The 20,480-nt window shown below is 71.2% G+C and carries 22 protein-coding genes and 2 riboswitches; of the genes, 10 read left to right on the plus strand and 12 right to left on the minus strand.

Annotated features, from left to right (window positions below):
* Nucleotides 1-206: 206 nt before the first annotated feature.
* Nucleotides 207-866, minus strand: coding sequence for a thiamine phosphate synthase (gene thiE, locus ACWDN5_RS24120; protein ID WP_449677858.1), 660 nt, complete (start codon nucleotides 864-866; stop codon nucleotides 207-209).
* 31 nt (nucleotides 867-897) lie between these two features.
* A riboswitch (TPP riboswitch) is annotated at nucleotides 898-1,003 on the plus strand.
* Here thiE and thiO point away from each other — a divergent pair.
* The 4 genes from thiO to ACWDN5_RS24140 all read left to right on the plus strand — a co-directional run bounded on the left by thiO (nucleotide 997) and on the right by ACWDN5_RS24140 (nucleotide 3,556).
* On the plus strand, nucleotides 997-2,070 hold the full coding sequence (gene thiO, locus ACWDN5_RS24125) for a glycine oxidase ThiO (RefSeq protein ID WP_449677859.1): 1,074 nt from the start codon (nucleotides 997-999) through the stop codon (nucleotides 2,068-2,070). (Overlaps the previous riboswitch by 7 nt.)
* On the plus strand, nucleotides 2,070-2,270 hold the full coding sequence (gene thiS / locus ACWDN5_RS24130; RefSeq protein WP_449677860.1) for a sulfur carrier protein ThiS: 201 nt from the start codon (nucleotides 2,070-2,072) through the stop codon (nucleotides 2,268-2,270). Before thiO ends, thiS begins: the two co-directional genes overlap by 1 nt.
* A 1-nt stretch (nucleotide 2,271) precedes the next feature.
* Entirely contained in the window at nucleotides 2,272-3,030 is a 759-nt protein-coding gene (thiG, locus tag ACWDN5_RS24135) for a thiazole synthase (protein ID WP_449677861.1), read from the plus strand.
* Between the two features lie 97 nt (nucleotides 3,031-3,127).
* Nucleotides 3,128-3,556 (plus strand): MarR family winged helix-turn-helix transcriptional regulator, encoded by a 429-nt coding sequence (locus ACWDN5_RS24140; RefSeq protein ID WP_310968790.1) that lies wholly within the window; start codon nucleotides 3,128-3,130, stop codon nucleotides 3,554-3,556.
* On the opposite strand, the gene ACWDN5_RS24145 is transcribed toward ACWDN5_RS24140, so the two are convergent.
* Complete coding sequence (locus ACWDN5_RS24145) at nucleotides 3,553-4,359, minus strand: ion transporter (RefSeq protein WP_176174506.1); 807 nt, start codon at nucleotides 4,357-4,359, stop codon at nucleotides 3,553-3,555. The genes ACWDN5_RS24140 and ACWDN5_RS24145 overlap by 4 nt on opposite strands.
* Before the next feature lie 59 nt (nucleotides 4,360-4,418).
* Nucleotides 4,419-5,246 (minus strand): bifunctional hydroxymethylpyrimidine kinase/phosphomethylpyrimidine kinase, encoded by an 828-nt coding sequence (gene thiD / locus ACWDN5_RS24150; RefSeq protein ID WP_449677862.1) that lies wholly within the window; start codon nucleotides 5,244-5,246, stop codon nucleotides 4,419-4,421.
* Nucleotides 5,247-5,351: 105 nt separating this feature from the next.
* On the opposite strand from thiD (ACWDN5_RS24150), the gene ACWDN5_RS24155 reads away from it, so the two are divergent.
* Complete coding sequence (locus ACWDN5_RS24155; protein ID WP_449677863.1) at nucleotides 5,352-6,362, plus strand: phosphatidylinositol-specific phospholipase C domain-containing protein; 1,011 nt, start codon at nucleotides 5,352-5,354, stop codon at nucleotides 6,360-6,362.
* Here the strand turns inward: ACWDN5_RS24155 and ACWDN5_RS24160 are convergent.
* On the minus strand, nucleotides 6,359-7,282 hold the full coding sequence (locus tag ACWDN5_RS24160; RefSeq protein WP_449677864.1) for an NADP-dependent oxidoreductase: 924 nt from the start codon (nucleotides 7,280-7,282) through the stop codon (nucleotides 6,359-6,361). The two genes, ACWDN5_RS24155 and ACWDN5_RS24160, sit on opposite strands and share 4 nt — an antisense overlap.
* A gap of 90 nt (nucleotides 7,283-7,372) precedes the next feature.
* Here ACWDN5_RS24160 and ACWDN5_RS24165 point away from each other — a divergent pair, with 90 nt between their 5' ends.
* Entirely contained in the window at nucleotides 7,373-7,768 is a 396-nt protein-coding gene (locus ACWDN5_RS24165) for a winged helix-turn-helix transcriptional regulator (protein WP_310968785.1), read from the plus strand.
* Here the strand turns inward: ACWDN5_RS24165 and thiD (ACWDN5_RS24170) are convergent.
* The 3 genes from thiD (ACWDN5_RS24170) to ACWDN5_RS24180 all read right to left on the minus strand — a co-directional run bounded on the left by thiD (ACWDN5_RS24170) (nucleotide 7,765) and on the right by ACWDN5_RS24180 (nucleotide 11,267).
* Nucleotides 7,765-8,568, minus strand: a complete 804-nt coding sequence (gene thiD, locus ACWDN5_RS24170; RefSeq protein WP_449677865.1) for a bifunctional hydroxymethylpyrimidine kinase/phosphomethylpyrimidine kinase — start codon at nucleotides 8,566-8,568, stop codon at nucleotides 7,765-7,767. The two genes, ACWDN5_RS24165 and thiD (ACWDN5_RS24170), sit on opposite strands and share 4 nt — an antisense overlap.
* Nucleotides 8,565-10,202, minus strand: a complete 1,638-nt coding sequence (thiC, locus tag ACWDN5_RS24175) for a phosphomethylpyrimidine synthase ThiC (RefSeq protein ID WP_310968781.1) — start codon at nucleotides 10,200-10,202, stop codon at nucleotides 8,565-8,567. The genes thiD (ACWDN5_RS24170) and thiC overlap by 4 nt, the downstream gene beginning before the upstream one ends.
* Nucleotides 10,196-10,317: riboswitch (TPP riboswitch) on the minus strand. (Overlaps the previous gene by 7 nt.)
* Nucleotides 10,318-10,355: 38 nt before the next feature.
* The gene (locus tag ACWDN5_RS24180) at nucleotides 10,356-11,267 is read right to left on the minus strand and encodes a S1C family serine protease (RefSeq protein WP_310968779.1); all 912 of its coding nucleotides are present in this window, start codon (nucleotides 11,265-11,267) and stop codon (nucleotides 10,356-10,358) included.
* A 201-nt stretch (nucleotides 11,268-11,468) separates the two neighbouring features.
* Between ACWDN5_RS24180 and ACWDN5_RS24185 the strand changes: the two genes are divergently transcribed.
* Nucleotides 11,469-13,634, plus strand: coding sequence for a glycoside hydrolase family 15 protein (locus ACWDN5_RS24185; protein ID WP_310968778.1), 2,166 nt, complete (start codon nucleotides 11,469-11,471; stop codon nucleotides 13,632-13,634).
* Nucleotides 13,635-13,677: 43 nt separating this feature from the next.
* Here the strand turns inward: ACWDN5_RS24185 and ACWDN5_RS24190 are convergent, their stop codons facing one another.
* Nucleotides 13,678-14,256 (minus strand): peptide deformylase, encoded by a 579-nt coding sequence (locus ACWDN5_RS24190; protein ID WP_310968776.1) that lies wholly within the window; start codon nucleotides 14,254-14,256, stop codon nucleotides 13,678-13,680.
* A gap of 155 nt (nucleotides 14,257-14,411) precedes the next feature.
* Between ACWDN5_RS24190 and ACWDN5_RS24195 the strand changes: the two genes are divergently transcribed.
* Both ACWDN5_RS24195 and ACWDN5_RS24200 read left to right on the plus strand, forming a co-directional pair.
* The gene (locus ACWDN5_RS24195; RefSeq protein WP_003101701.1) at nucleotides 14,412-14,720 is read left to right on the plus strand and encodes a DUF3263 domain-containing protein; all 309 of its coding nucleotides are present in this window, start codon (nucleotides 14,412-14,414) and stop codon (nucleotides 14,718-14,720) included.
* The gene (locus ACWDN5_RS24200; protein WP_310968773.1) at nucleotides 14,717-15,352 is read left to right on the plus strand and encodes a LytR C-terminal domain-containing protein; all 636 of its coding nucleotides are present in this window, start codon (nucleotides 14,717-14,719) and stop codon (nucleotides 15,350-15,352) included. The genes ACWDN5_RS24195 and ACWDN5_RS24200 overlap by 4 nt, the downstream gene beginning before the upstream one ends.
* A 149-nt stretch (nucleotides 15,353-15,501) precedes the next feature.
* Here the strand turns inward: ACWDN5_RS24200 and ACWDN5_RS24205 are convergent, their stop codons facing one another.
* From ACWDN5_RS24205 to ACWDN5_RS24215, 3 genes are all read right to left on the minus strand, one after another.
* Nucleotides 15,502-17,763, minus strand: a complete 2,262-nt coding sequence (locus ACWDN5_RS24205; RefSeq protein WP_449677866.1) for an AAA family ATPase — start codon at nucleotides 17,761-17,763, stop codon at nucleotides 15,502-15,504.
* A 192-nt stretch (nucleotides 17,764-17,955) separates the two neighbouring features.
* A complete protein-coding gene (gene pssA, locus ACWDN5_RS24210; RefSeq protein WP_310968771.1) occupies nucleotides 17,956-18,900 on the minus strand; it encodes a CDP-diacylglycerol--serine O-phosphatidyltransferase in 945 nt (314 codons plus the stop codon).
* 3 nt (nucleotides 18,901-18,903) lie between these two features.
* Nucleotides 18,904-19,629: a phosphatidylserine decarboxylase gene (locus ACWDN5_RS24215; RefSeq protein ID WP_449677867.1), complete on the minus strand. Its 726-nt coding sequence runs from the start codon at nucleotides 19,627-19,629 to the stop codon at nucleotides 18,904-18,906.
* A 247-nt stretch (nucleotides 19,630-19,876) separates the two neighbouring features.
* On the opposite strand from ACWDN5_RS24215, the gene ACWDN5_RS24220 reads away from it, so the two are divergent.
* On the plus strand, nucleotides 19,877-20,098 hold the full coding sequence (locus ACWDN5_RS24220) for a hypothetical protein (RefSeq protein WP_310968769.1): 222 nt from the start codon (nucleotides 19,877-19,879) through the stop codon (nucleotides 20,096-20,098).
* 39 nt (nucleotides 20,099-20,137) lie between these two features.
* On the opposite strand, the gene ACWDN5_RS24225 is transcribed toward ACWDN5_RS24220, so the two are convergent.
* Entirely contained in the window at nucleotides 20,138-20,422 is a 285-nt protein-coding gene (locus ACWDN5_RS24225; RefSeq protein ID WP_310968768.1) for a GlsB/YeaQ/YmgE family stress response membrane protein, read from the minus strand.
* Nucleotides 20,423-20,480 lie beyond the last annotated feature (58 nt).

A 20,480-nucleotide genomic window follows, 5' to 3' on the forward strand; every position in this document is an offset into this window, starting at 1 on the left:
CGACTACCGCCAACGATGGACCGGACAACGTCCCCACGCCAGCAGCAAAGCCGCACTACGCGCACTCAAACGCCACCTCACCAACACCATCTACCGAGCCCTGCTCAACGACCACCACCGACTACAAACCACAACTTGACATAGAAGCTTCATTCGCGACATCGGACGTCCCGAATGAGTCATTCGCGGCATCGGCGAGTTCGGACTCAGGGCAGCGCGGCTCGCAGCTCGCGGGCCGCGGCCTCGGGGTCCTCGGCCTCGGTGATCGCCCGGACCACCACGATCCGGGACGCACCCGCCTCCAGCACCGAAGGCAGCCGCTCGCCGTCGACGCCGCCGATCGCGAACCACGGCCGCTCCGGCGCCCAGGCCGCCGTGTCGCGCACCAGGTCCAGGCCGGGCGCGGGCCGGCCCGGTTTCGTGGGTGTCGGCCAGCACGGGCCCGTGCAGAAGTAGTCGACGCCGGGTTCCGCGGCCGCCGCGAGGGCCTGGTCGAGCGAGTGCGTCGAGCGGCCGATCACGACGTCCTCGCCCAGGATGCGGCGGGCCAGCGGCACCGGGATGTCGTCCTGGCCCAGGTGCAGCACGTCGGCACCGACCGCCAGCGCGACGTCGGCGCGGTCGTTCACCGACAGCAGCGCGCCGTGGCGGGCGCACGCCTCCGCGAGCACCTCCAGCGCGGCGATCTCGCCGGCCGCCTCCAGGACGCCGGTCTTGTCGCGCAGCTGGATGATGTCGACGCCGCCCGCGAGGGCCGCGTCGGCGAAGGCCGCGAGGTCCCCACGCGAAGTGCGGGCGTCCGTGCACAGGTACAGGCGCGCCGAGTCGAGGCGGGCGCGGATCTTGTCACCGGAGAGGGCGGGCATAGCGGCGACCGTACCCCGCGCGTTAGGGTGGAGGTGTCCGCACGGGAGCCCGACGCACGGGCTGAGAGGGAGCTGCCGCTCCGACCGTGGAACCTGATCCGGGTCATGCCGGCGCAGGGAGCGTGATCCCATGACGAACCTGGCAGTGGTGGGCGGCGGCGTGATCGGCCTGTCCACGGCGTGGCGAGCCGCGCGCACCGGCCGGAAGGTCACCCTGTACGACCCCGAACCCGCCCGCGGCGGCGCGTCCTGGCTGGCCGGGGGCATGCTCGCGCCGGTCACCGAGGCCTGGCCGGGCGAGGAGGACGTCCTCCGCCTCGGCGAAGAGTCGCTGAAGCGCTGGCCGGGGTTCGCCGCGGACCTGGCGCGGGACGGCATGGACCCGGGATTGGCCGCGCACGGGACGCTCGTCGTCGCCTTCGACCACGCCGACGCCGGCCACCTCGACATCCTCGCCGGTCACCTGCACGCGCTCGGCCGCGTGGCCGAGCGGCTCACCGGCCGGGAGGTCAAGCGGCTCGAACCCGGCGTCGGATCCGTCCGAAGTGGACTCCACGTGCCCGGTGACCTGGCGGTGGACAACCGGAAGCTGCTCGACGCGCTGTACGCGGCGTGCGTGAAGCGCAACGTCCGGTTCGTCCGCGAGCGCGTCGAGGAACTCCCGGACGCCGAAGCCGTCGTGCTCGCCGCGGGCGCCTGGACCGGGCGGCTGCACCCGCTGCTCGCCGACGCCGTCCGCCCGCTCAAGGGCGAGATCCTCCGGCTCAAGCCCCGCCGCGGCTGCCTGCCGCCGCCGGCGCACACCGTCCGGGCCGTCGTCGAAGGCCGCCCGATCTACCTCGTCCCGCGCGGTGCCGCCGAGCTCGTCCTCGGCGCCACCCAGTACGAGGCGGGCTTCGACCGGGCCGTCACCGCCCGCGGCGTGCGCGAGCTGCTCGAAGGCGCCGAGCGCGTCTTCCCCGCGATCACCGAGTACGAGCTGACCGAGACCGCCGCCGGCCTGCGGGCAGGCAGCCGGGACGCGCTGCCGTACCTCGGTGCCTTGGACGGCCGGGTGTTCGCCGCGACCGGGCACCACCGCAACGGCCTGCTGATGGCCCCGGTGACCGCGGACGCCGTGGTCGCCTGGCTCGACGGGGACGAGCCGCCGGAGGGCACGGCGGCCGCGTCCCCCGCCCGCCTGCATCAGAAGGAGCACGTGTGATGGAGATCAAGCTCAACGGCGAGTGGACGGAGTTCCCGGAAGGCGCCACCGTCGCCGACGTCCTCGACCGGACCGGCGGGGCGCGGCCGGGCATCGCCGTCGCGGTCGACGGCGTCGTCGTCCGCCGCGCCGACTGGGCGGCCACCCCGGTGCCCAAGGGGGCGGTCCTCGACGTGCTCACCGCGGTCCAGGGAGGCTGAAATGGACGAAGAACCACTGGTCATCGGCACGACCAAGCTGACGTCCCGGCTGATCATCGGCACCGGCGGCGCGGCCAACCTCGCCGTGCTCGAGCGTGCGCTGGTGGCGTCGGGCACCGAGCTGACCACCGTCGCCATGCGCCGCGCCGACGCCGAAGGTGGCTCCGGCGTCCTCGAACTGCTGAAGAGGCTCGGCATCGAGCTGCTCCCGAACACGGCGGGCTGCCGGACGGCCGCCGAAGCCGTGCTCACCGCGCAGCTCGCGCGCGAGGCGCTGGAGACCGACCTCATCAAGCTCGAGGTGCACGCCGACGACCGGACGCTGCTGCCGGACCCGATCGAGACCCTCGACGCCGCCGAGCGGCTCGCCGCCGACGGGTTCACCGTGTTCGTCTACACGAACGACGACCCGGTCCTCGCGCTGCGCCTGGAGGAGGCCGGCTGCGCCGCGGTGATGCCGCTGGGCGCGCCGATCGGCACCGGGCTCGGCATCCGGAATCCGCACAACATCGAGCTGATCGTCTCGCGGGCGGGCGTCCCGGTCATCCTGGACGCCGGAATCGGCACGGCCTCGGACGCGACCCTCGCCATGGAGCTCGGTTGCGACGCCGTCCTGCTCGCCACGGCCGTCACCAGGGCGGCCGATCCGGAGCGGATGGCCGCGGCGATGCGGTCCGCCGTCGTCGCGGGGCACCTGGCTCGGGAGGCCGGGCGGGTGCCGCAGCGCTTCTGGGCGCAGGCGTCGAGCCCACCGAGGTGAACCAAGGTGGCTTAACGCCGACCGTGACCTCGAACCCGTAAGGTGGACGGCAATTTCCGGCGCACCCGCGGCGGGGCGAGGGCAGAAGGAGCCAGCCGTGACGAGCACATCGGTCCAGGACGTCTCGGGCAGGTTGTACCTCGCCGTGGGCAGGCTCTCCCGGTCACTGCGGCAGGCCGGCGTGCCGGGCCCGGGCCACGGCGCCATCTCGGCGCTGGCGACGCTGGTGCACGCGGGCCAGCTCCGGCTCGGCGACCTTGCGGCCAAGGAGGGCGTGGCCGCGGCCACGATGTCGCGGATCATCGCCTCCCTGGTCGAGGCGGGGTACGTGAGCCGCGAGTCCGACCCGGTCGACCGCCGGGCGTGGCTGGCGAAGGCGACCGAAGAGGGCGAGCGGCTCGTGTCCGGCGTCCGGTCGACGCGCGTGCAGGAGCTGAACCGGCGGCTCGACCGCCTTTCGACCGACCACCGGGAGGCGCTGCTGGCGGCGCTGCCGGCCCTCGAAGCCCTGATCGCGGACGACTAAGCCGCCTTCTCCTGCCGCAGTTCGGCCAGCTCGGCGCGCAGGGCGCGGAGCTCGTCGAGGATCTCCTGGTTCGCGGCGGCCTGCGCTTCGGCCTGCTTGGCCTCTTCCTCGCGGATGTCCTGGCGCAGCTCGTCCTCCATGCCGCTGACGACGACGGCGATGAAGAGGTTCAGCACGGCGAAGCTGGACACCAGGATGTAGACGACGAAGAAGATCCAGGCCAGCGGCGCCTGTTCCATGATCGTCTTCGCGATGTCCGGCCAGGCCTCGCCGGTCATCACCTGGAACAGGGTGAACAGCGACGTGCCGAGGTCGCCGAAGTCGCCGGGGTCGATGGCGCCGAACAGCTTCGTCGCCATCACCCCGGCCACGAAGATGATCAGCGCGAGCAACGCGGCGATCGACGCCATCCCGGGGATCGCGGCGAGCAGCCCGGAGACGACCTTCCGCATCGACGGCACCACGGAGATCAGCCGCAGGACCCGCAGTACCCGCAGCGACCGCAGGACGGCGAACGGCCCGGTCGCCGGGATCACCGCGATGCCGACCACCAGCAGGTCGAAGACGTTCCAGTTGTCGCGGAAGAAGCTGCCGCGGTAGGCGTAGAACTTCGCCAGCAGCTCGGCGACGAAGATGCCCAGCGCGATGTGGTCCAGGGCGTGCAGGAGGCCGCCGTAGCCGTCCATGAGCGACGTCGACGTCTCCATGCCGAGGGTGACGGCGTTGAAGACGATGACGGCGATGATGAAGTTCTGGAAGCGGCGGCCCTCGAGGACCTTCGCCACCCGCTCGCGTCCGGTCAAGGCCGCCCCCTGCGTTGGTCAAGGATGAGTAAACGCAGGGATGGTAGCCGGACGCGTACTCAGCGCTCCTCGGGAGCCAGCCGCCAGAAGGCCGAGACCGGGCCGACCTTCGCCCCCATCGGGTAGGCGTTCTCGACCGCGTGGGACACGAACCACTTGCCGTACCGCGCCGCCTCCACCACCGACATGCCCTTGGCCAGGCCCGCGGTGAGCGCCGACGCCATCGTGTCACCCGCGCCGTGCGTGTGCGGCGTCGAATACCTCTTGCCTGGGAGCTCCACGAACGTCGAGCCGTCGAACAGGAGGTCCACGCACTCCGGGTCGGCCTGCAGGTGGCCGCTCTTGACCAGGACGTAGCGGGGGCCCATCCGGTGCAGCACGACCGCCGCGGTGTGCATGCCCTCACGGTCCTCGACGGTCATCCCGGTCAGCAGCCGGACCTCGTCGAGGTTCGGGGTCAGCACCGTCGCGCGCGGGAGCAGTTCGTCGCGCAACGCGTGCAGCCCCGCCTCGTCGAACAGCGGGTGGCCGTGCATCGACGCCGCGACCGGGTCCACGACGAACGGGATGCGCGCGTCCCGGCCGATTTCCGCCTTGTCGCACGCGGCGGCGACGGCGTGGATGATCTCGGCCGAGGCCAGCATGCCGGTCTTCGCCGCGCCGACGCCCATGTCCGCCGCCACCGCCTCGATCTGCCCGGCCACGATGTGCGGCGGCAGGTCGGCGCGGTCGTGCACGCCCAGGGTGTTCTGCACGGTGACGGCGGTGACCGCGACCAGGCCGTGCACCCCGCAGGTCAGGAACGTGCGGAGGTCCGCCTGGAGCCCGGCGGCGCCGCCGGAGTCCGACCCGGCGATCGTCAAGGCGGTCGGAAGGCTCGTCGTCATGGTGGTTTCCCGACTTCTGGTCTAGGCCAATCAGCCTCTTTTGCTTCATCAACAGTCAACCACGGTGGGACATTGTGAACGTTACTCACGTTCGAAGGAGCCTGGATGAAGCTCTTCTCGGTGGCCCTCCTCGCGGCCGCGCTCACGCTCTCCGGAGCGACCGCCGCCAGCGCCGACAGCCCCAAGCTGTCCCACGTCACGACCGTCGGCGTGCACAACACCTACGACCCGGCGGCCTACGGCTACCTCGCCCAGGCGCTCGACGCCGGCTCGTCGCTGATCGAGCTCGACGTCTGGCCCGACTTCTTCACCCACGAGTGGAAGGTCAGCCACTCGAACCCGTTGGGGAACAACAACAACTGCGTCGCGGCGACCTCGGCGTCGCAGCTCTACAGCGGCGGCAAGAACAAGAACCTGGAGTACTGCCTCGACGACATCCGGATCTGGCTGGCCGCCCACCCCGGGCACACGCCGATCACGCTCAAGCTGGAGATGAAGACCGGCTTCTCGGACAACACCGGCATGGGTCCCGACGAGCTGGACGCCACGTTCCGCTCGCACCTCGGCAGCGTCGCCTTCCGCCCGGCCGAGCTGCTCGGGAGCTACGCCACGCTGGACGACGCGGCCAAGGCGGACAACTGGCCGTCCGTGGACGCGCTGCGGGGCCGGGTGATCACCGAGATCATCCCGGGCACGGTCGAGGAGCAGAACCCGACCGACACGCTGAAGACCGACGTCGAATACGCGCGGTACCTGGTCGGCCTGAAGAACGCGGGCAGGCTCGGCGACGCGAACATCTTCCCGACCGTGCACGGCGCGGCCGGCGGTGACCCGCGGGACAAGTACACCGCCGACCTCAAGCCGTGGTTCGTGGTGTTCGACGGCGACGCGAACGCGTGGGTCACCCAGACCGGGCCGTGGTGGTACGACGCCAACCACTACTACGTGGTGATGACCGACGGGCAGAACGTCGCGCCGGCCATCGACGCCCACAACCCGACGGTCGACCAGGCCAACCAGCGCGTCGCCGACCTGGCGAAGCAGCACGCGTCGGTGGTCACTTCGGACTGGACCGGGCTCACGACGGTGCTGCCCCAGGTGCTCGCCCGCGGTTAGACGGTCAGCACGAGCTTGCCGGACACCCGGCCCGATTCACCCAGCTCGTGCGCCTTGGCCGCGTCCTCCAGCGGGAAGGTCTGCTCGACGCGGACCTTCAGCTGACCGGCCTCGATCAGCTCGACGAGGCCGGTCAGCCCGCCGCGGTCGGGTTCGACGAGGATCCTCTTCGTCCGCACGTGGTTTTCCGCCGCCTTCTGCGCCACCCGGTCGGCCACGCCGCTGGGCACGCCGATCAGCAGGCCGCCCTCCTTGATGGCGGGCAGCCAGCGCAGGTCGCTCTCCTCGCCGACCAGTCCGAAGTAGACGTCCACATCGGACGTGGTCGCGTCCGGGTCGCGGTAGTCGATCGGTTCGTCGACACCGAGCTCGCGCAGGAAGTCGTGCTTCTTCGCGCTGGCCGTGCCGATGACGTGCGCACCGCGGGCCTTGGCGATCTGCACGGCGAGGTGCCCGACCCCGCCCGCGGCGGCGTCGACGAACACCCGCTGTCCCTTGTGGACGCCGGCGACGTCGACCAGGCCCTGCCAGGCGGTCAGCCCGGCGAGCGGGAGGGCGGCGGCCTCGGCGAACGACAGCCCGGCCGGCTTGCGCACGAAGTGCCGCGAGGGCGCGGTGACGTACTCGGCGTAGGCGTTGGCCGGCCGCGGGAACCACGGCATGCCGAGGACTTCGTCGCCCTCTTCGACACCGGTCGCGCCGAAGCCGGCCTCCTCGACGACGCCGGCGACGTCCCAGCCGACGGTGAACGGCGGCTCGCCGAGGAACCCGCCCCCGCGCCGCACCTTCCAGTCGACCGGGTTGATCCCGGCGGCCTTCACCCGCACCAGGACCTCGGTCGGCCCGGGTTCGGGACGCGGTGCCTCGGTGACGCGGAGCACCTCCGGTCCGCCGAGGGCCTGCTGGGTCACGATGCGCATTGCTTCACTCCTTCTGTCTTGGGTCGGCTCCATCCTCGGGTGCTTGGTCACTTTTCGCCAGAAGGCACTAGTTGGTATCGTAGGTACCTGATGGATACCACCTGTGACCAGGGCGGACCCTGGGATGTCTACCTCCGCAACTGCCCGTGCCGCGACGTCCTCGACCTCCTGGCCAACAAGTGGACGGCCCTGGTCCTGGGCGCACTGGCCCGCGGGCCGCACCGCTTCGGCGAGCTGCGCCGCGCGGTCGACGGCATCAGCCAGAAGATGCTGACCCAGAACCTCCGCCAGCTGGAGCGCGACGGCTTCGTGACGCGCACGGTGTACCCGACAACGCCGCCGACGGTCGAGTACGCGCTGACGGAGATGGGTGCCGAGGTGGGCGCGCACCTGATCGCGTTGAGCACGTGGTCGCAGGCGAACTTCGGCCGCATCCGCTCGGCGCGCGAGGAGTACGACGGCCGGGAACTGCAGCCGGTCCGTTAGTTCTTGTCCAGCACCCAGAACGGCGAAACCGGGCCGACCCCGGCCCCCAGCGGGTAGGCCTCCGCCACGCACCGCTCGATGAACTTCTTCCCGGCCGCCACCGCGTCCGGGACCGAAGCGCCCTTCGCCAGCGACGCCGTGATCGCCGAGGCCAGGGTGTCACCGCCGCCGTGGGTGTTCTCCGTCTCGTACCTCGGCCCGCTGAGGGAGAGGTAATCGCGGCCGTCCGTCAGCAGGTCCACGCACTCGGCCGTGCCCTGCATGTGGCCGCCCTTGACCAGGACCCACTGCGAGCCGAACTCCAGCAGCGCGTCGGCCGCCGCCCGCTGGGAAGCGGAATCGTCCACCGAAACCCCGGTCAGCAGCCGGACTTCGTCGAGGTTCGGGGTGATCAGCGTCGCGCGCGGGAACAGCTCCGTGCGGATCGCCTCCAGGGCGTCCTCGCGCAGCAGCGCGTGGCCCGTCATCGACGCCGCCACCGGGTCGACCACCAACGGGAAGCCGGAACCCACCTCGTCCAGCGTCTTCGCCACCGAACGGATGATCTCCGCCGTGGCCAGCATGCCCGTCTTCGCCGCGTCGACGCCCATGTCCGACGCCACCGCCTTGATCTGCGCCGACACCACGTCGGCCGGGATCTCGGTGAAACCCTGCACGCCCAGCGAGTTCTGCACGGTGACCGCCGTCACCGCGACCAGTCCGTGGACGCCGTGCGCGAAGAACGTGCGCAGGTCCGCCTGGATGCCCGCACCACCGCCGGAGTCCGAGCCGGCGATGGTGAGGGCGGTCCGAGGGGTCATTGCCCCACCACGGGCAGGTACACCTTGCCACCGGACTCGGTGAACTCCGCCGACTTCGAAGCCATGCCGGCCTCGATGGCCTCCACAGTGGACAGACCGTGCTCCTCCGCGTACTTGCGGACGTCCTGCGTGATCCGCATGGAGCAGAACTTCGGGCCGCACATCGAGCAGAAGTGCGCGGTCTTGGCCGGCTCGGCGGGCAGCGTCTCGTCGTGGAACGAGCGTGCGGTGTCCGGGTCCAGCGACAGGTTGAACTGGTCGTTCCACCGGAACTCGAAGCGCGCCTTGGACAGCTCGTCGTCCCATTCCTGGGCGTACTTGTGGCCCTTGGCCAGGTCCGCGGCGTGCGCGGCGATCTTGTACGTGATCACGCCGGTCTTGACGTCGTCGCGGTTGGGCAGGCCCAGGTGCTCCTTCGGCGTCACGTAACACAGCATCGCCGTGCCGTACCAGCCGATCTGCGCCGCGCCGATGGCCGAGGTGATGTGGTCGTACGCCGGCGCGATGTCCGTCGCGAGCGGGCCGAGGGTGTAGAACGGTGCTTCGCCGCAGAGCTTTTCCTCGAGCTCGACGTTCTCCTTGATCTTGTGCATGGGCACGTGGCCGGGGCCCTCGATCATCACCTGGACGTCGTGCGAGCGCGCGATGTGCGTCAGTTCGCCCAGGGTCTCCAGCTCGGCGAACTGGGCGCGGTCGTTGGCGTCCGCAATGGACCCCGGGCGCAGGCCGTCACCCAAGGAGAACGTGACGTCGTACTGCCGCAGGATCTCGCAGAGTTCCTCGAAGTGCGTGTACAGGAACGATTCCTGGTGGTGCGCCAGGCACCACGCGGCCATGATCGACCCGCCGCGGCTGACGATCCCGGTGACGCGCCGGGCGGTCAGCGGGATGTACCGCAGCAGCACGCCGGCGTGCACGGTGACGTAGTCGACACCCTGCTCGCACTGCTCGACGATCGTGTCGCGGTACACCTCCCACGACAGCTTTTCCGGCTCCCCGTTGACCTTTTCCAGCGCCTGGTAGATCGGCACGGTGCCGACCGGGACCGGCGAGTTCCGGATGATCCACTCGCGCGTCTCGTGGATCCGCTTGCCGGTGGAGAGGTCCATGATCGTGTCGGCGCCCCAGCGGGTCGCCCACACCATCTTGTCGACCTCTTCCTCGACCGACGACCAGACGGCCGAGTTGCCCATGTTGGCGTTGATCTTCACCAGGAAGTTCTTGCCGATGATCATCGGCTCGGACTCGGGGTGCTTGCGGTTGACCGGGATCACCGCGCGGCCCCGGGCCACCTCGTCGCGCACGAACTCCGGGGAAACCCGTTCGCGCGCGGCGATGTACTCCATTTCCCGGGTGATGACGCCCTGTTTGGCCCACCCGAGCTGCGTGTTGTGCTCACGCCCGTCGGCCCAGCCGGCGCGCAGCCGGTGTAGTCCACTGTGGACGTCGATGGCCGCTTCCGGATCCGTGTAGGGGCCCGAAGTGTCGTAGACGTCGAAGTGTTCACCGTTGGACAGATCGATCCGGCGGGCCGGAACCCGCAGCCCGGATTCGGTCTGGTGGTACACCTTGCGCGAGCCGGTGATCGGCCCGGTCGTGACGTTCAGCGCAGCATTGCTTTCCAAAGCCGTCAACGACTTTCACTCCCTACGCCGGCATTACCCGGTCAGGTTCATGCGGTCGGTGACGCCTGCGAAACGCAAGTCACCCTCTCAGCCCGCCATGGCGCGAGCTCCCGCGTTGGTGTTGTGCCTCCGACCATGCCACGCCGGCGCGCGATACTCAAGTCACCCGACCAACTCTGCCGGTGTGGCGTAGACGTCGACCATGGCGCCGTTGCGCAGCACGGTGATCGGCAGTGCGGTGCCGATCACTTCCGCGAACAGCTGCCGCTGGATGCCCTGGGCGTCCGAGACGCGGGTGCGCCCGACGGTCAGCACGAGGTCGCCGGCGCGCAGGCCCGCCCGGTCGGCCGGGCCGCCGGACACCACTTCGTGCACCCGCAGCCCCGCGCGCTGCCCGGTGCGCTCGGCGACGTCGTCCGGCAGCGGCGCGGGCACACCGACCACGCCGAGGTACGCCCGCCGCACCCGGCCTTCGACGACGAGCGTGTCGATGATCCGCCGCGTGGTCGCGTTGATCGGGACGGCGAGGCCGAGCCCGACCCCGGCGACCGCGGTGTTGACGCCGACGACCCGGCCGGCGGAGTCGGCGAGCGCGCCGCCGGAGTTGCCGGGGTTGAGCGCGGCGTCGGTCTGGATGACGTCCTCGATCACGCGGGTGGTGCGCCCCTGCCGCACCGGCAGCGCCCGCCCGAGCGCGCTGACGACCCCGGCGGTGACGGTCCCGGAGAAGCCGAGCGGGTTCCCGACGGCGACGACGAGCTGGCCGACGACTAGCCGGTCGGCGTCGCCCAGCACGGCGGCGGCCGGCGTCTCGCCCCGGGCGCGCAGCACGGCGAGATCGGACAGCGGATCGGCGCCGACGACGTCGAAGGGCACTTCGCTGCCGTCGGCGAAGGTGGCGACCCCACGCCGGTGGTCGCTGACGACGTGGGCGTTGGTGAGCAGGTGCCCGTCCTCGGCGAAGACGACGGCCGAGCCGCTCCCGCGCGCGAGCTGCACACCGGCTACGTGCGGGGTGACGGTCTCGGCGACCGTGCTGACCACGCGCGAGTAGGCGTCCATCGCGTCGTCCATGTGCACCTCGATTACACCGTTGCAGGTAATACAAGTTTGCGCCCGCTTGAGCGGGAAGTCCGTTCGCTGTCCGTGAACCGGTTCACCGGACCAGTGACGGTCGGTGGTTCACCGGATCGGACCATGCGCCGGTGAAGGATCGGCGGCAGACTCCCAAGTCGCTTCTGTAACGGTGCAGAAGCGATCTTCTGTGGGGTTGATATGCGCAAACTCATTTCCGGCGCCTTCGCCGGCCTGCTGGTCACCGGCCTGATCCCGGCGACCGCGGTGGCCGCGGAAGAGGCTCCCGGGGCACCCGGGGCCCATCCGAGCTGGCTGCCCGCGAACAAGACCGGGTTCGGCACGGCCCACGACCGGTCGAGCAACGTCTGGTTCACCCTCCAGGGCGGCCAGATGTCCGAGGTCTACTACCCGGACCTGTCCACGCCGAGCGTCCGCTCGCTGAACTTCGTCGTCACCGACGGCCGCAGCTTCGCCGTCACCGACTACTCGGCGAAGTCGCAGCAGGTGCGGCGGACCGACGACGACAGCCTGACCTACGAGCAGACCATCACCGACGACCAGCACCGCTGGCGTCTCCGCAAGACCTACGTCACGGACCCGGCCGCGACGACCGTGCTGGTCGACGTCGACTTCCAGTCGCTCACCGGCCGGCCCTACCAGCTCTACGCGGTCGCCGACCCGGACCTGACCAACGACGGCTCGGACGACTCCGCCGCCCGCCAGGGCGACGCCGTCACCGCGCAGGACGCGTCGAACGCCGCCGCCCTCACCGCGAAGCCCGCGTTCACGAAGACGAGCGTCGGCTACGCGGGCGCGTCCGACGGGAACACCCAGCTCGCCAAGACCTTCAAGCTGGCGCAGTACGACACGGCCGAGAAGGGCAACGTCGTGCTGACCGGCCAGACGAACGCCGACGGTCTCCGCAACCGGCACGTCACCCTCGCCCTCGGCATGGGCGCGAAGGCCGCCGACGCGCTCGGCAGTGCACGGGCGTCGCAGCGACGCGGTGTCCGCGACATCACGCGCGCCTACGACCGCGGCTGGCAGCAGTACCTGCGGGGGGTCAGCAAGCCGCCGTCGTCGCTGAAGACCGACGCCGAGCGTGACCTCTACAAGGCGTCGATGCTCACCCTCGCGGCGAGCGAGGACAAGCACCACCCGGGCGCCTTCATCGCCTCGCCGAGCATGCCGTGGCGGTTCGGGAACAACGACCCGGAGTGGTCGCCGTCCGGCACCTACCACCTGGTCTGGCCGCGTGACCTCTACCAGATCGCGACCGGCCTGGCCGCCGGCGGCGACACGGCGGCGGCGAACCGCGCGGTGTCCTACATGTTCGGCACGCAGCAGCAGGCCGACGGGCACATGCCGCAGAACAGCCGGGTCGACGGCGTGCCGTACTGGACGTCGATCCAGCTCGACGAGACCGCGTTCCCGATCGTGCTCGCCCAGCAGCTCGGCCGGACCGACCTGTGGCCCGGCGTCCGCAAGGCCGCCGACTTCATCCTGGGCTACCGGGGGCCGGACGGGCAGCCGTCGCCGTACACGCAGCAGGAACGCTGGGAGGAGCAGGACGGCTGGTCCCCGTCGACGATCGCCTCGGTGATCGCCGGGCTTGTCTGCGCCGCGGACATCGCGTCGCACAACGGCGCTTCGGCGGACGCGGCCCGGTACCTCGCGGCGGCCGACAAGATGAAGGCCGACCTGCCGAAGCAGACGATCACCACGAACGGGCCGCTGTCGAAGGACCCGTACTTCGTCCGGCTGACGAAGGACGCCAACGCGAACAACGGGACGACGTACAACCTCGGCAACTCGAGCGTGACGATGGACCAGCGCGCGGTCACCGACGCGGGCTTCCTCGACCTGGTCCGGCTCGGCGTCTACCGCGCCGACGACCCGGTGATCCGCAACAGCGTGCGCGTGACCGACAAAGACATCGCGTTCACCACACCGACCGGCCAGTTCTGGCACCGCTACACGAAGGACGGCTATGGCGAGCAGGCCGACGGCTCGCCGTGGGACTACACCTTCCCGGCGGAGAGCCGCACCACGTTCGGCCGGCTCTGGCCGCTGCTCGCCGGCGAACGCGGCGAGTACGAACTGGCGCTCGGCGATCCGTCGTCGGCCGCGCGGCGGCTGCGTGACCTCGGCCGGGTGAGCAGCTCGGCGGAGACCATGCCGGAGCAGGTGTGGGACGAGAACCCGCCGTCCGGGCAGACCGGCTTCCCGGCCGGCACGCCGAACACCTCGGCGACCCCGCTGGCCTGGACGCACGCCCAGTACGTCCGGCTCGCCTGGGACGTCCGGGCGGGCTCGGTCCTGGAGACGCCGCGCGTCGTCCGGTGCCACTTCCTCGGCTGCTGAAAACGGCGAAGGGTCCCTCGTGCGCGAGGGGCCCTTCGTGGTCTCAGATGACGGCGCCGTCGTCCTCGGGGGTGCGCGGCGGCAGCCACGAGTTGCCCGGCACGCCCCACTTGTTCGACTTCAGCATCTTCTTCGCGGCGCGCGCGTGCCGGCCGACCAGGCGGTCGAGGTAGATGTACCCGTCCAGGTGGTCGGTCTCGTGCTGCAGGCAGCGCGCGAAGTAGCCGGTGCCCTCGACCTCGATCGGGTTGCCGTCGAGGTCGGCGCCGGTCACCTTCGCCCACTTCGCGCGGCCCGTCGGGTACGACTCGCCGGGCGCCGAGAGGCAGCCCTCCCAGTCGTCGTCCGGGTCCGGCATGGTCTCCGGGATCTCCGACGTCTCGAGCTTCGGGTTGACGACGACGCCCTTGTGCCGCACGCCCTCGTCGTCCGGGCAGTCGTAGACGAACACCCGCAGATCGAGGCCGATCTGGTTGGCCGCGAGGCCGACGCCCTCGGCGGCGTACATCGTCTCGAACATGTCGTCCACGAGCGTGCGCAGCTTCTCGTCGAACTCGGTGATCTCCCGAGTCGGCTGGTGCAGCACGGGTTCGCCGGCGATCACGATGGGGTGGATGGTCACGGCGAGCCAGTTTAGTCGGACCCCTCTGGTAGACCTGCATCAGACCGTGACGCGCCGACGTCGATGCCCACGTCGGTGCGTGCTTCCGTGGTTGAATGGCGCCCGCGGAAGAGCTAGGTCTGATTCGCCATGACGCCCGATTGAGAGGGACTCGGATGGACGCCGCGGAGTCGATGGCTGAGCCGCAGCCGTCGCCGCCGAAGCCCGTGCCCGGCCTGACCGAACGCGAGGTCGAGATCCTCGCCTTCGAGCGCCAGTGGTGGCGGCACGCCGGGGCGAAGGAGAACGCCATCCGCGAACGCTTCGACTTGTCTGCGACGCGCTACTACCAGCTGCTCAACAAGCTGCTGGAGAAGCCGGAGGCGATCGAAGCCGACCCGATGCTGGTGAAGCGGCTGCGCAAGACGCGTGCCGCCCGCCAGCGCAAGCGAGGCGCCCGGCGACTGGGGATCGAGCTGAAATGAGTGTGTTTTCCGGAATGTCCCGGCCGATGAAGGCCGCGGGCGTCGCGTTGGTCGGGGTGGCCATCATCGCCGCCGTCATCGGCGGGATCACCGCGCTGGGCGGGGGTGACGGGTCGAACGAAGCCGGGCCGAGCGGCACTTCTCCGACGCCGTCGGGCTCGTCCTCGGCACCGCCGTCGACGTCGTCTTCGGCTTCTTCTTCGACGTCTTCGTCCTCGGCGAGCCCTTCGTCACCCACGCCGCCGTCGCCGAGCTCGCCGGCCCCCGGCCAGCCGACGTCGGCCGGTCCCGGCCAGCCCGGTCAGCCGGGTGGTGACCAGCAGGCGTCCAACAAGTGGGTGACCGTCCGGGTGTTCAACAACTCGACGGTCAAGGGCCTGGCGGACCGCGCGGCCGAGGACTTCCGCGGTTCCGGGTGGAACGTCAACGAGGTCAGCAACTACTCCCAGGGCATCATCCCGACGACGACGGCGTTCTACCGCCCGGGCACCGACGAGGAAGCCGCGGCCAAGCAGCTCGCCCAGGAGTTCGGCATCAAGGCCGAGCCGCGCTTCGAGGGCATCCAGAACGCAAGCCCCGGCGTGATCGTCATCGTGACGAAGGAATACCAGAGCGGCCACAAGGGCAGCTGACCCGCACCTAGCGTGATCCGAACGCCGACACGCGTGATCGAGCAGTCGACACGCGTGATTGGGCAGTCGACACGCGTGATCAGAAGGTCGACACGCCGTGGCCGGCCGGCTCCGCCCGTGTCGTCCCTTCAATCACGCGTGTCGACCCTTCAGTCACCGGTCTGGGTCTTCGCGTAGGCCTCCAGGGCCGCCAGCTGGGCCGGGTCGAGGCTCGGCCGGACCGTCTTCCGAGCCGTCTCCAGGTGGGCCGCGGTGACTTCGCGGGCCTCCAGGGACTCGCGCATCGCCGTCAACGCCGCTTCGCGGATCAGGGCCGCGCAGTCGGCCGCCGAGTAACCGTCCAGAGTGGACGCCACCGCGGCGAGGTCGACGTCCTCGGCCAGCGGGGTGTTCTTCGAGCTGGCCGCGAGGATCGCCGCGCGGGCCTCGGCGTCCGGCGGCGGCACGTAGACGCGGCGCTCGAGCCGTCCGGGCCGCAGCAGTGCCGGGTCGACCAGCTCCGGCCGGTTCGTCGCGCCCAGGACGACGACCTCGCGCATCGGCTCGACGCCGTCGAGCTCGGTGAGCAGGGCGGCGACCACGCGGTCGGCGACGCCGGAGTCCGACGACTGGCCGCGGCGCGGGGCCAGCGCGTCGATCTCGTCCAGGAAGATCAGCGCGGGCGCGGCTTCGGCGGCCCGGCGGAACAGCTCGCGCACCGCGCGCTCGGACTCGCCGACCCACTTGTCCATCAGCTCGGCGCCCTTGACCGCGAAGACGTTCAGCGCGCCGGTGCCGGCCAGCGCCCGCACGAGGAACGTCTTGCCACCGCCGGGCGGCCCGTACAGCAGCACCCCGCGCGGCGGTTCGACGCCGAGCCGGGCGAACGAGTCCGGGTACCGCAGCGGCCACAGCACGGCCTCGGTGAGGGACTGCTTGACGTCGACCATGTCGCCGACGTCGTCCAAGGTCAGCCCGCCGGTGGCCAGGTTGTCCGAAGTGGACATCGAGACCGGCCGGACGGTGGCCAGCGCGTCCAGCAGGTCCTGCTGCGAGATGCGCGGCTCGTCGGTGTCGCGCTGGCGCAGGGCGGCGCGCAGGGCCGCGTCGCGGCGCAGCGCGATCAGGTCCGCCGCGACGAAGCCCGGGGTCCGCTCGGCGAGGACGCCGCAGTCGATGCCGGCGTCGAGCGGGACGTCGCGGAGCAGGACGTTCAGCAGCTCACGGCGGGTTTTCGCGTCCGGGAGAGCCAGGCCGAGCTCGCGGTCCAGCAGGTCGGCGGCGCGCAGCCGCGGGTCGGCCGACTCCGCACGGGCCGTCGTCGCGACGACGGCGAACCGGTCACGTTTGAGGGCGGTCCTCAGCTCCTCCAGCACGACCGTGGCCACCGGCGGGGGAGTCGTCGCGGGCAGTAGCGCGTCGACGTCGGTGAGCAGGAGGACCGAGGGGCCTTCGGCGCCGCGGATGGCCTCGCGCAGGCGTGCGACGGCGACGTTCGGGTCCAGCACCGCGAGGTTCGGCGCGGCCAGCGGGATGATCCCGATCCCGGCGTCGTGGGCCACCGACCGCACGAGCGTCGCCTTGCCGACGCCTTCGGGGCCGGACAGCAGGACGCCGAGGTGGGCGGGCGCGCCGAGCCGGGCCAGCAGCTCGGGCCGGTGGAACGCGAGGTCGAACCACTCGGTGAGCTTGCGCGCGGCGGCTTCGGCGCCGACCAGGTCGGCCAGCGGGACGGCCGGCTCTTCTTCGGCGGTGACCTCGTCTTCGACGATCTCGGCGTCGATCCACTCCTCGGCCGCGGTGACGGCTTCGGCGCGGACCAGCGCGGTCGCCGTCCGCGGCGCGGCGGGCTCGGCGGCCGGGCGCGCCCCGTCCCGCCAGGTGACCACTGTGGACGGTCCGACCGCGACGGTGCCGGCCGGTTCGGTGGCGGTGACGGTGAGCAGCTCGTTCGTCCAGGTCGCGCCGATCGCGCGGGACAGCTGGCCGCGGAGCCCGGCCGGGTCCGACCCCGGTGACGGGGCGAGGTCCTGGGGCAGCAGCGAAACGGCGTCGCCGACGGTCAGCACCTTGCCGATCAGGGCGAGCCGCAGCATGTGCGGGCTGACCGAGACGCTGGCCAGCCGCGACCCGGCGACGGTGACGGTCTTGGCGGCCGCGACGTCGGCGGGCGCGACGACGACCTCCGCGCCCTCGGTGACGCCGAGGTTCGACATGGTGACGTCGTCGGTGAGCACCACCCCGGGCACCCCGGTCTCGTCGGCGGGCGCGGCGAGCGCGGCGCTGACCCGCGCCCCGGTGAGGTGGACGGCGTCCCAGGCCCGCAGGCCCAGCGCGTCGAGGACTTCGGGGTGCAGCCGGACGACGCCGCGGCGGGTGTCCAGCGCCGACGGCGTGTGCCGGACGGTCAGCGTGATCTGCGGGTGGCTCACGCCGTTCACCCTAGCGAGCCGCCGCCCCCGAGGACCTCGTGTCGACCCTCCAATCACGCGAGTCGACCTTCCGATCACGCGTGTCGACCCCTCGATCACGGATCTCGCGTGATCGGAGGTGTAACTCGCGTGATTGGGGAGCGATCTCGCGTGATTGAAGGGTCGACACGCGTGATTGAAGGGACGACACGGTTACTTGCGGCGGAGGCCGATCTGGCGCCAGGAGCGGCGGCGCTGGCCGTTTTCCGAGGTGACGCGGGGGGTGCGGACCGTCTCGCGGGGGAGGCGGACGGCGCGCATGGCCGCGCCCGCGACGCGGCGGCGCAGCGGCGGGCGCAGGCCGAGGCGGCGGGTGGAGCGGGCGCGGCGGATCGCGCGGCGCTCGCTCGGGGGGACCGTCCAGGCCTCGGGGTGCGCCGCCAGCCAGCGGTGCCGGTGGATCGAGTACGGGATGTGCGCCAGGTACAGCACCATCGCCACGAGCAGCGCGACCAGCGGGAACTGGATGATCGCCGCGGCCAGCAACGCCACGCCCAGCAGCAGCGGGGCGATCGCCTTCGGCGGGGCCTTGACCGTCTTCAACGACAGCGTCGGGATGCGGCTGATCAGCAGCGCCGCGATGGCGACCGTCCACGCCCACACGACGTACTGCGACGACCACCACCCCTCGCCCCACTGCAGGTACGCCACCAGCGGCAGCATCCCCAGGAGGCCGCCCGCGGGCGCCGGGACGCCGACGAAGAACTCGCTCGCGTACGGCGGCTGCTCGGTGTCGTCCAGCAGCGTGTTGAACCGGGCCAGCCGCAGGATCATGCAGACGGCGAAGATCAGCGACGCCACCCAGCCGATCCGGTCCGCGCCCGTCTGCCACACGTAGATCACCAGCGCCGGCGCGACGCCGAACGAGATGCCGTCGGACAGCGAGTCGAGCTCCGCGCCCATCTTCGACGTCGCGTCCAGCAGCCGCGCGATCCGGCCGTCCAGGCTGTCGAGCACCGCCGCGATGCCGATCGAGGCGATCGCCATCGCGTAGTTCTTGGTCAGCGCGAACTGCACGGCCGACAGGCCCGCGCACAGCGCCAGCACGGTGATGGCGTTCGGCAGCAGCCGGACGCCCGGGGTGGTCACGCGGACCATCGATCAGCCCTTCGAAGGCGTGGCAGGGAGTTCCGCGATGACCGTCTCGCCGCCGATCGTGCGCTGGCCCTTGCTGACCAGCACGGTCGAGCCCGGCGGGAGGTAGAGGTCGACCCGCGAGCCGAACCGGATGATGCCGTACGTCGACGCGGCGGCGACCTTGTCGCCCTCGCGGATCTCGCAGAGGATGCGGCGCGCGACCAGGCCGGCGATCTGCACGACGACCAGCTCGTGGCCGTCTTCGGTGCGCATGAGCACGGAGTTGCGCTCGTTGTCGTCGCTCGCCTTGTCCAGGTCCGCGGACAGGAACTTGCCCGGCCGGTAGGCGACCCGCTCGATCACGCCGTTCGACGGCACGCGCTGGACGTGCACGTCGAACACCGAGAGGAACACCGAGACGCGCATCCGCGGCTCGGCCGGCAGGCCGAGCTCGGCGGGCGGGACGGCTTCCTCGATCAGCGACACGAGACCGTCGGCCGAGGCGAGCGCGACGCCGTCACGCGGCGGCGGGACCCGCTTCGGCTCGCGGAAGAACGCGGCCATGGCCACCGTCGTCAGCGCGCCCAGGACACCGAGGCGCTTGGAGAACCGGCGCGCGAGCAGGGTCGCGGCGACGCCGCCCGCCACGAACGGGCGACCGGCGGGGTGCATCGGCGGCAGCGTCTCGCGGGCGAGCTGGAGGGCGTGGGCGACGGGGTTGCCGGCGGAATCCGGCCGGGTGCCGCTCATGGTCGGGTCCCCTGGTTTCGTGTCGGAAGAACGGATCGGCGCCGTTTCCGGCGGCCGCGTACGGGCGCCCCCACGCTACCGCTGCCCCAGGTGAGCGTGTCCGCGCGCCCCTGCCGGACTCCTCCGGGAGGGGGTCACCGCGGCGGGTGGGAAAGATCGCCGCGTCGTAACACATGGTCGATTTCGCCGATGACACTGAGTAGTTGCCGCCGTTCGGGGCGCTGCCCCGCCTGACCTGTGAGGACCGATGAGCGACCGCCACGATCCCGCCGAAGCCCGGCTTCGCGAGCTTCTGGGCGCGTGGCGTCGGGAGATCGACGAGGTGCCGGTGCCGTCGCTCGTCGACCCGCTGCGCGCGGTCGACGTCGTCATCGAGGCGAAGAAGGCGAGGAACCGGGGCCGGGTGCATCCGCCCCCCGACGGCGCACGCACCCGGCCACCGGGAGATGCGCGTGAGGGAAGAGTTTAGCGGCGAACGGCCCGTTGATCACCGTTCGTTCGGCGAAAGTTACCAACGGTCATTCGGACGCCGGGCCAGACCGCTCGCGAGCCGCAGGATCGCCAGCAGCACGACCGCGCCGAGGATGGCCACGCCGAAGCTCGGGAAGTCGAAGTCGAACGTCTTCGCCTGGCCGGTCGCGAGCCGGTAGAGCAGCCCGCCCAGGGCGGCGCCGACGACCCCGACGAGCACGCTGACCAGGCAACCCTGCCGCCGCCGCTCGCGGCCGCCGACGACCAGGTTCGCGGCCCAGCCGACGATCGCGCCGAAGATCACCCATGCGACGAAACCCATGACCGAAGCTTACCCGGGCAGACGTACAAGCACCATTGCACAAGAACTCTTGCACAAC

Source organism: Amycolatopsis sp. NPDC003731 (genome assembly GCF_053586895.1).

Bases quoted from the DNA above. Each gene is read 5' to 3' on its own strand.
- thiO (WP_449677859.1), top strand. From the start codon at position 997: ATGACGAACCTGGCAGTGGTGGGCGGCGGCGTGATCGGCCTGTCCACG.
- thiE (WP_449677858.1), bottom strand. From the start codon at position 866: ATGCCCGCCCTCTCCGGTGACAAGATCCGCGCCCGCCTCGACTCGGCG.
- ACWDN5_RS24225 (WP_310968768.1), bottom strand. From the start codon at position 20,422: ATGGGTTTCGTCGCATGGGTGATCTTCGGCGCGATCGTCGGCTGGGCC.
- ACWDN5_RS24185 (WP_310968778.1), top strand. From the start codon at position 11,469: ATGCGCAAACTCATTTCCGGCGCCTTCGCCGGCCTGCTGGTCACCGGC.
- thiS (WP_449677860.1), top strand. From the start codon at position 2,070: ATGGAGATCAAGCTCAACGGCGAGTGGACGGAGTTCCCGGAAGGCGCC.
- ACWDN5_RS24220 (WP_310968769.1), top strand. From the start codon at position 19,877: ATGAGCGACCGCCACGATCCCGCCGAAGCCCGGCTTCGCGAGCTTCTG.
- pssA (WP_310968771.1), bottom strand. From the start codon at position 18,900: ATGGTCCGCGTGACCACCCCGGGCGTCCGGCTGCTGCCGAACGCCATC.
- ACWDN5_RS24200 (WP_310968773.1), top strand. From the start codon at position 14,717: ATGAGTGTGTTTTCCGGAATGTCCCGGCCGATGAAGGCCGCGGGCGTC.
- thiG (WP_449677861.1), top strand. From the start codon at position 2,272: ATGGACGAAGAACCACTGGTCATCGGCACGACCAAGCTGACGTCCCGG.
- ACWDN5_RS24160 (WP_449677864.1), bottom strand. From the start codon at position 7,282: ATGCGCATCGTGACCCAGCAGGCCCTCGGCGGACCGGAGGTGCTCCGC.
- ACWDN5_RS24165 (WP_310968785.1), top strand. From the start codon at position 7,373: ATGGATACCACCTGTGACCAGGGCGGACCCTGGGATGTCTACCTCCGC.
- thiD (WP_449677865.1), bottom strand. From the start codon at position 8,568: ATGACCCCTCGGACCGCCCTCACCATCGCCGGCTCGGACTCCGGCGGT.
- ACWDN5_RS24155 (WP_449677863.1), top strand. From the start codon at position 5,352: ATGAAGCTCTTCTCGGTGGCCCTCCTCGCGGCCGCGCTCACGCTCTCC.
- ACWDN5_RS24180 (WP_310968779.1), bottom strand. From the start codon at position 11,267: ATGGACGACGCGATGGACGCCTACTCGCGCGTGGTCAGCACGGTCGCC.
- ACWDN5_RS24195 (WP_003101701.1), top strand. From the start codon at position 14,412: ATGGACGCCGCGGAGTCGATGGCTGAGCCGCAGCCGTCGCCGCCGAAG.
- ACWDN5_RS24215 (WP_449677867.1), bottom strand. From the start codon at position 19,629: ATGAGCGGCACCCGGCCGGATTCCGCCGGCAACCCCGTCGCCCACGCC.
- thiD (WP_449677862.1), bottom strand. From the start codon at position 5,246: ATGACGACGAGCCTTCCGACCGCCTTGACGATCGCCGGGTCGGACTCC.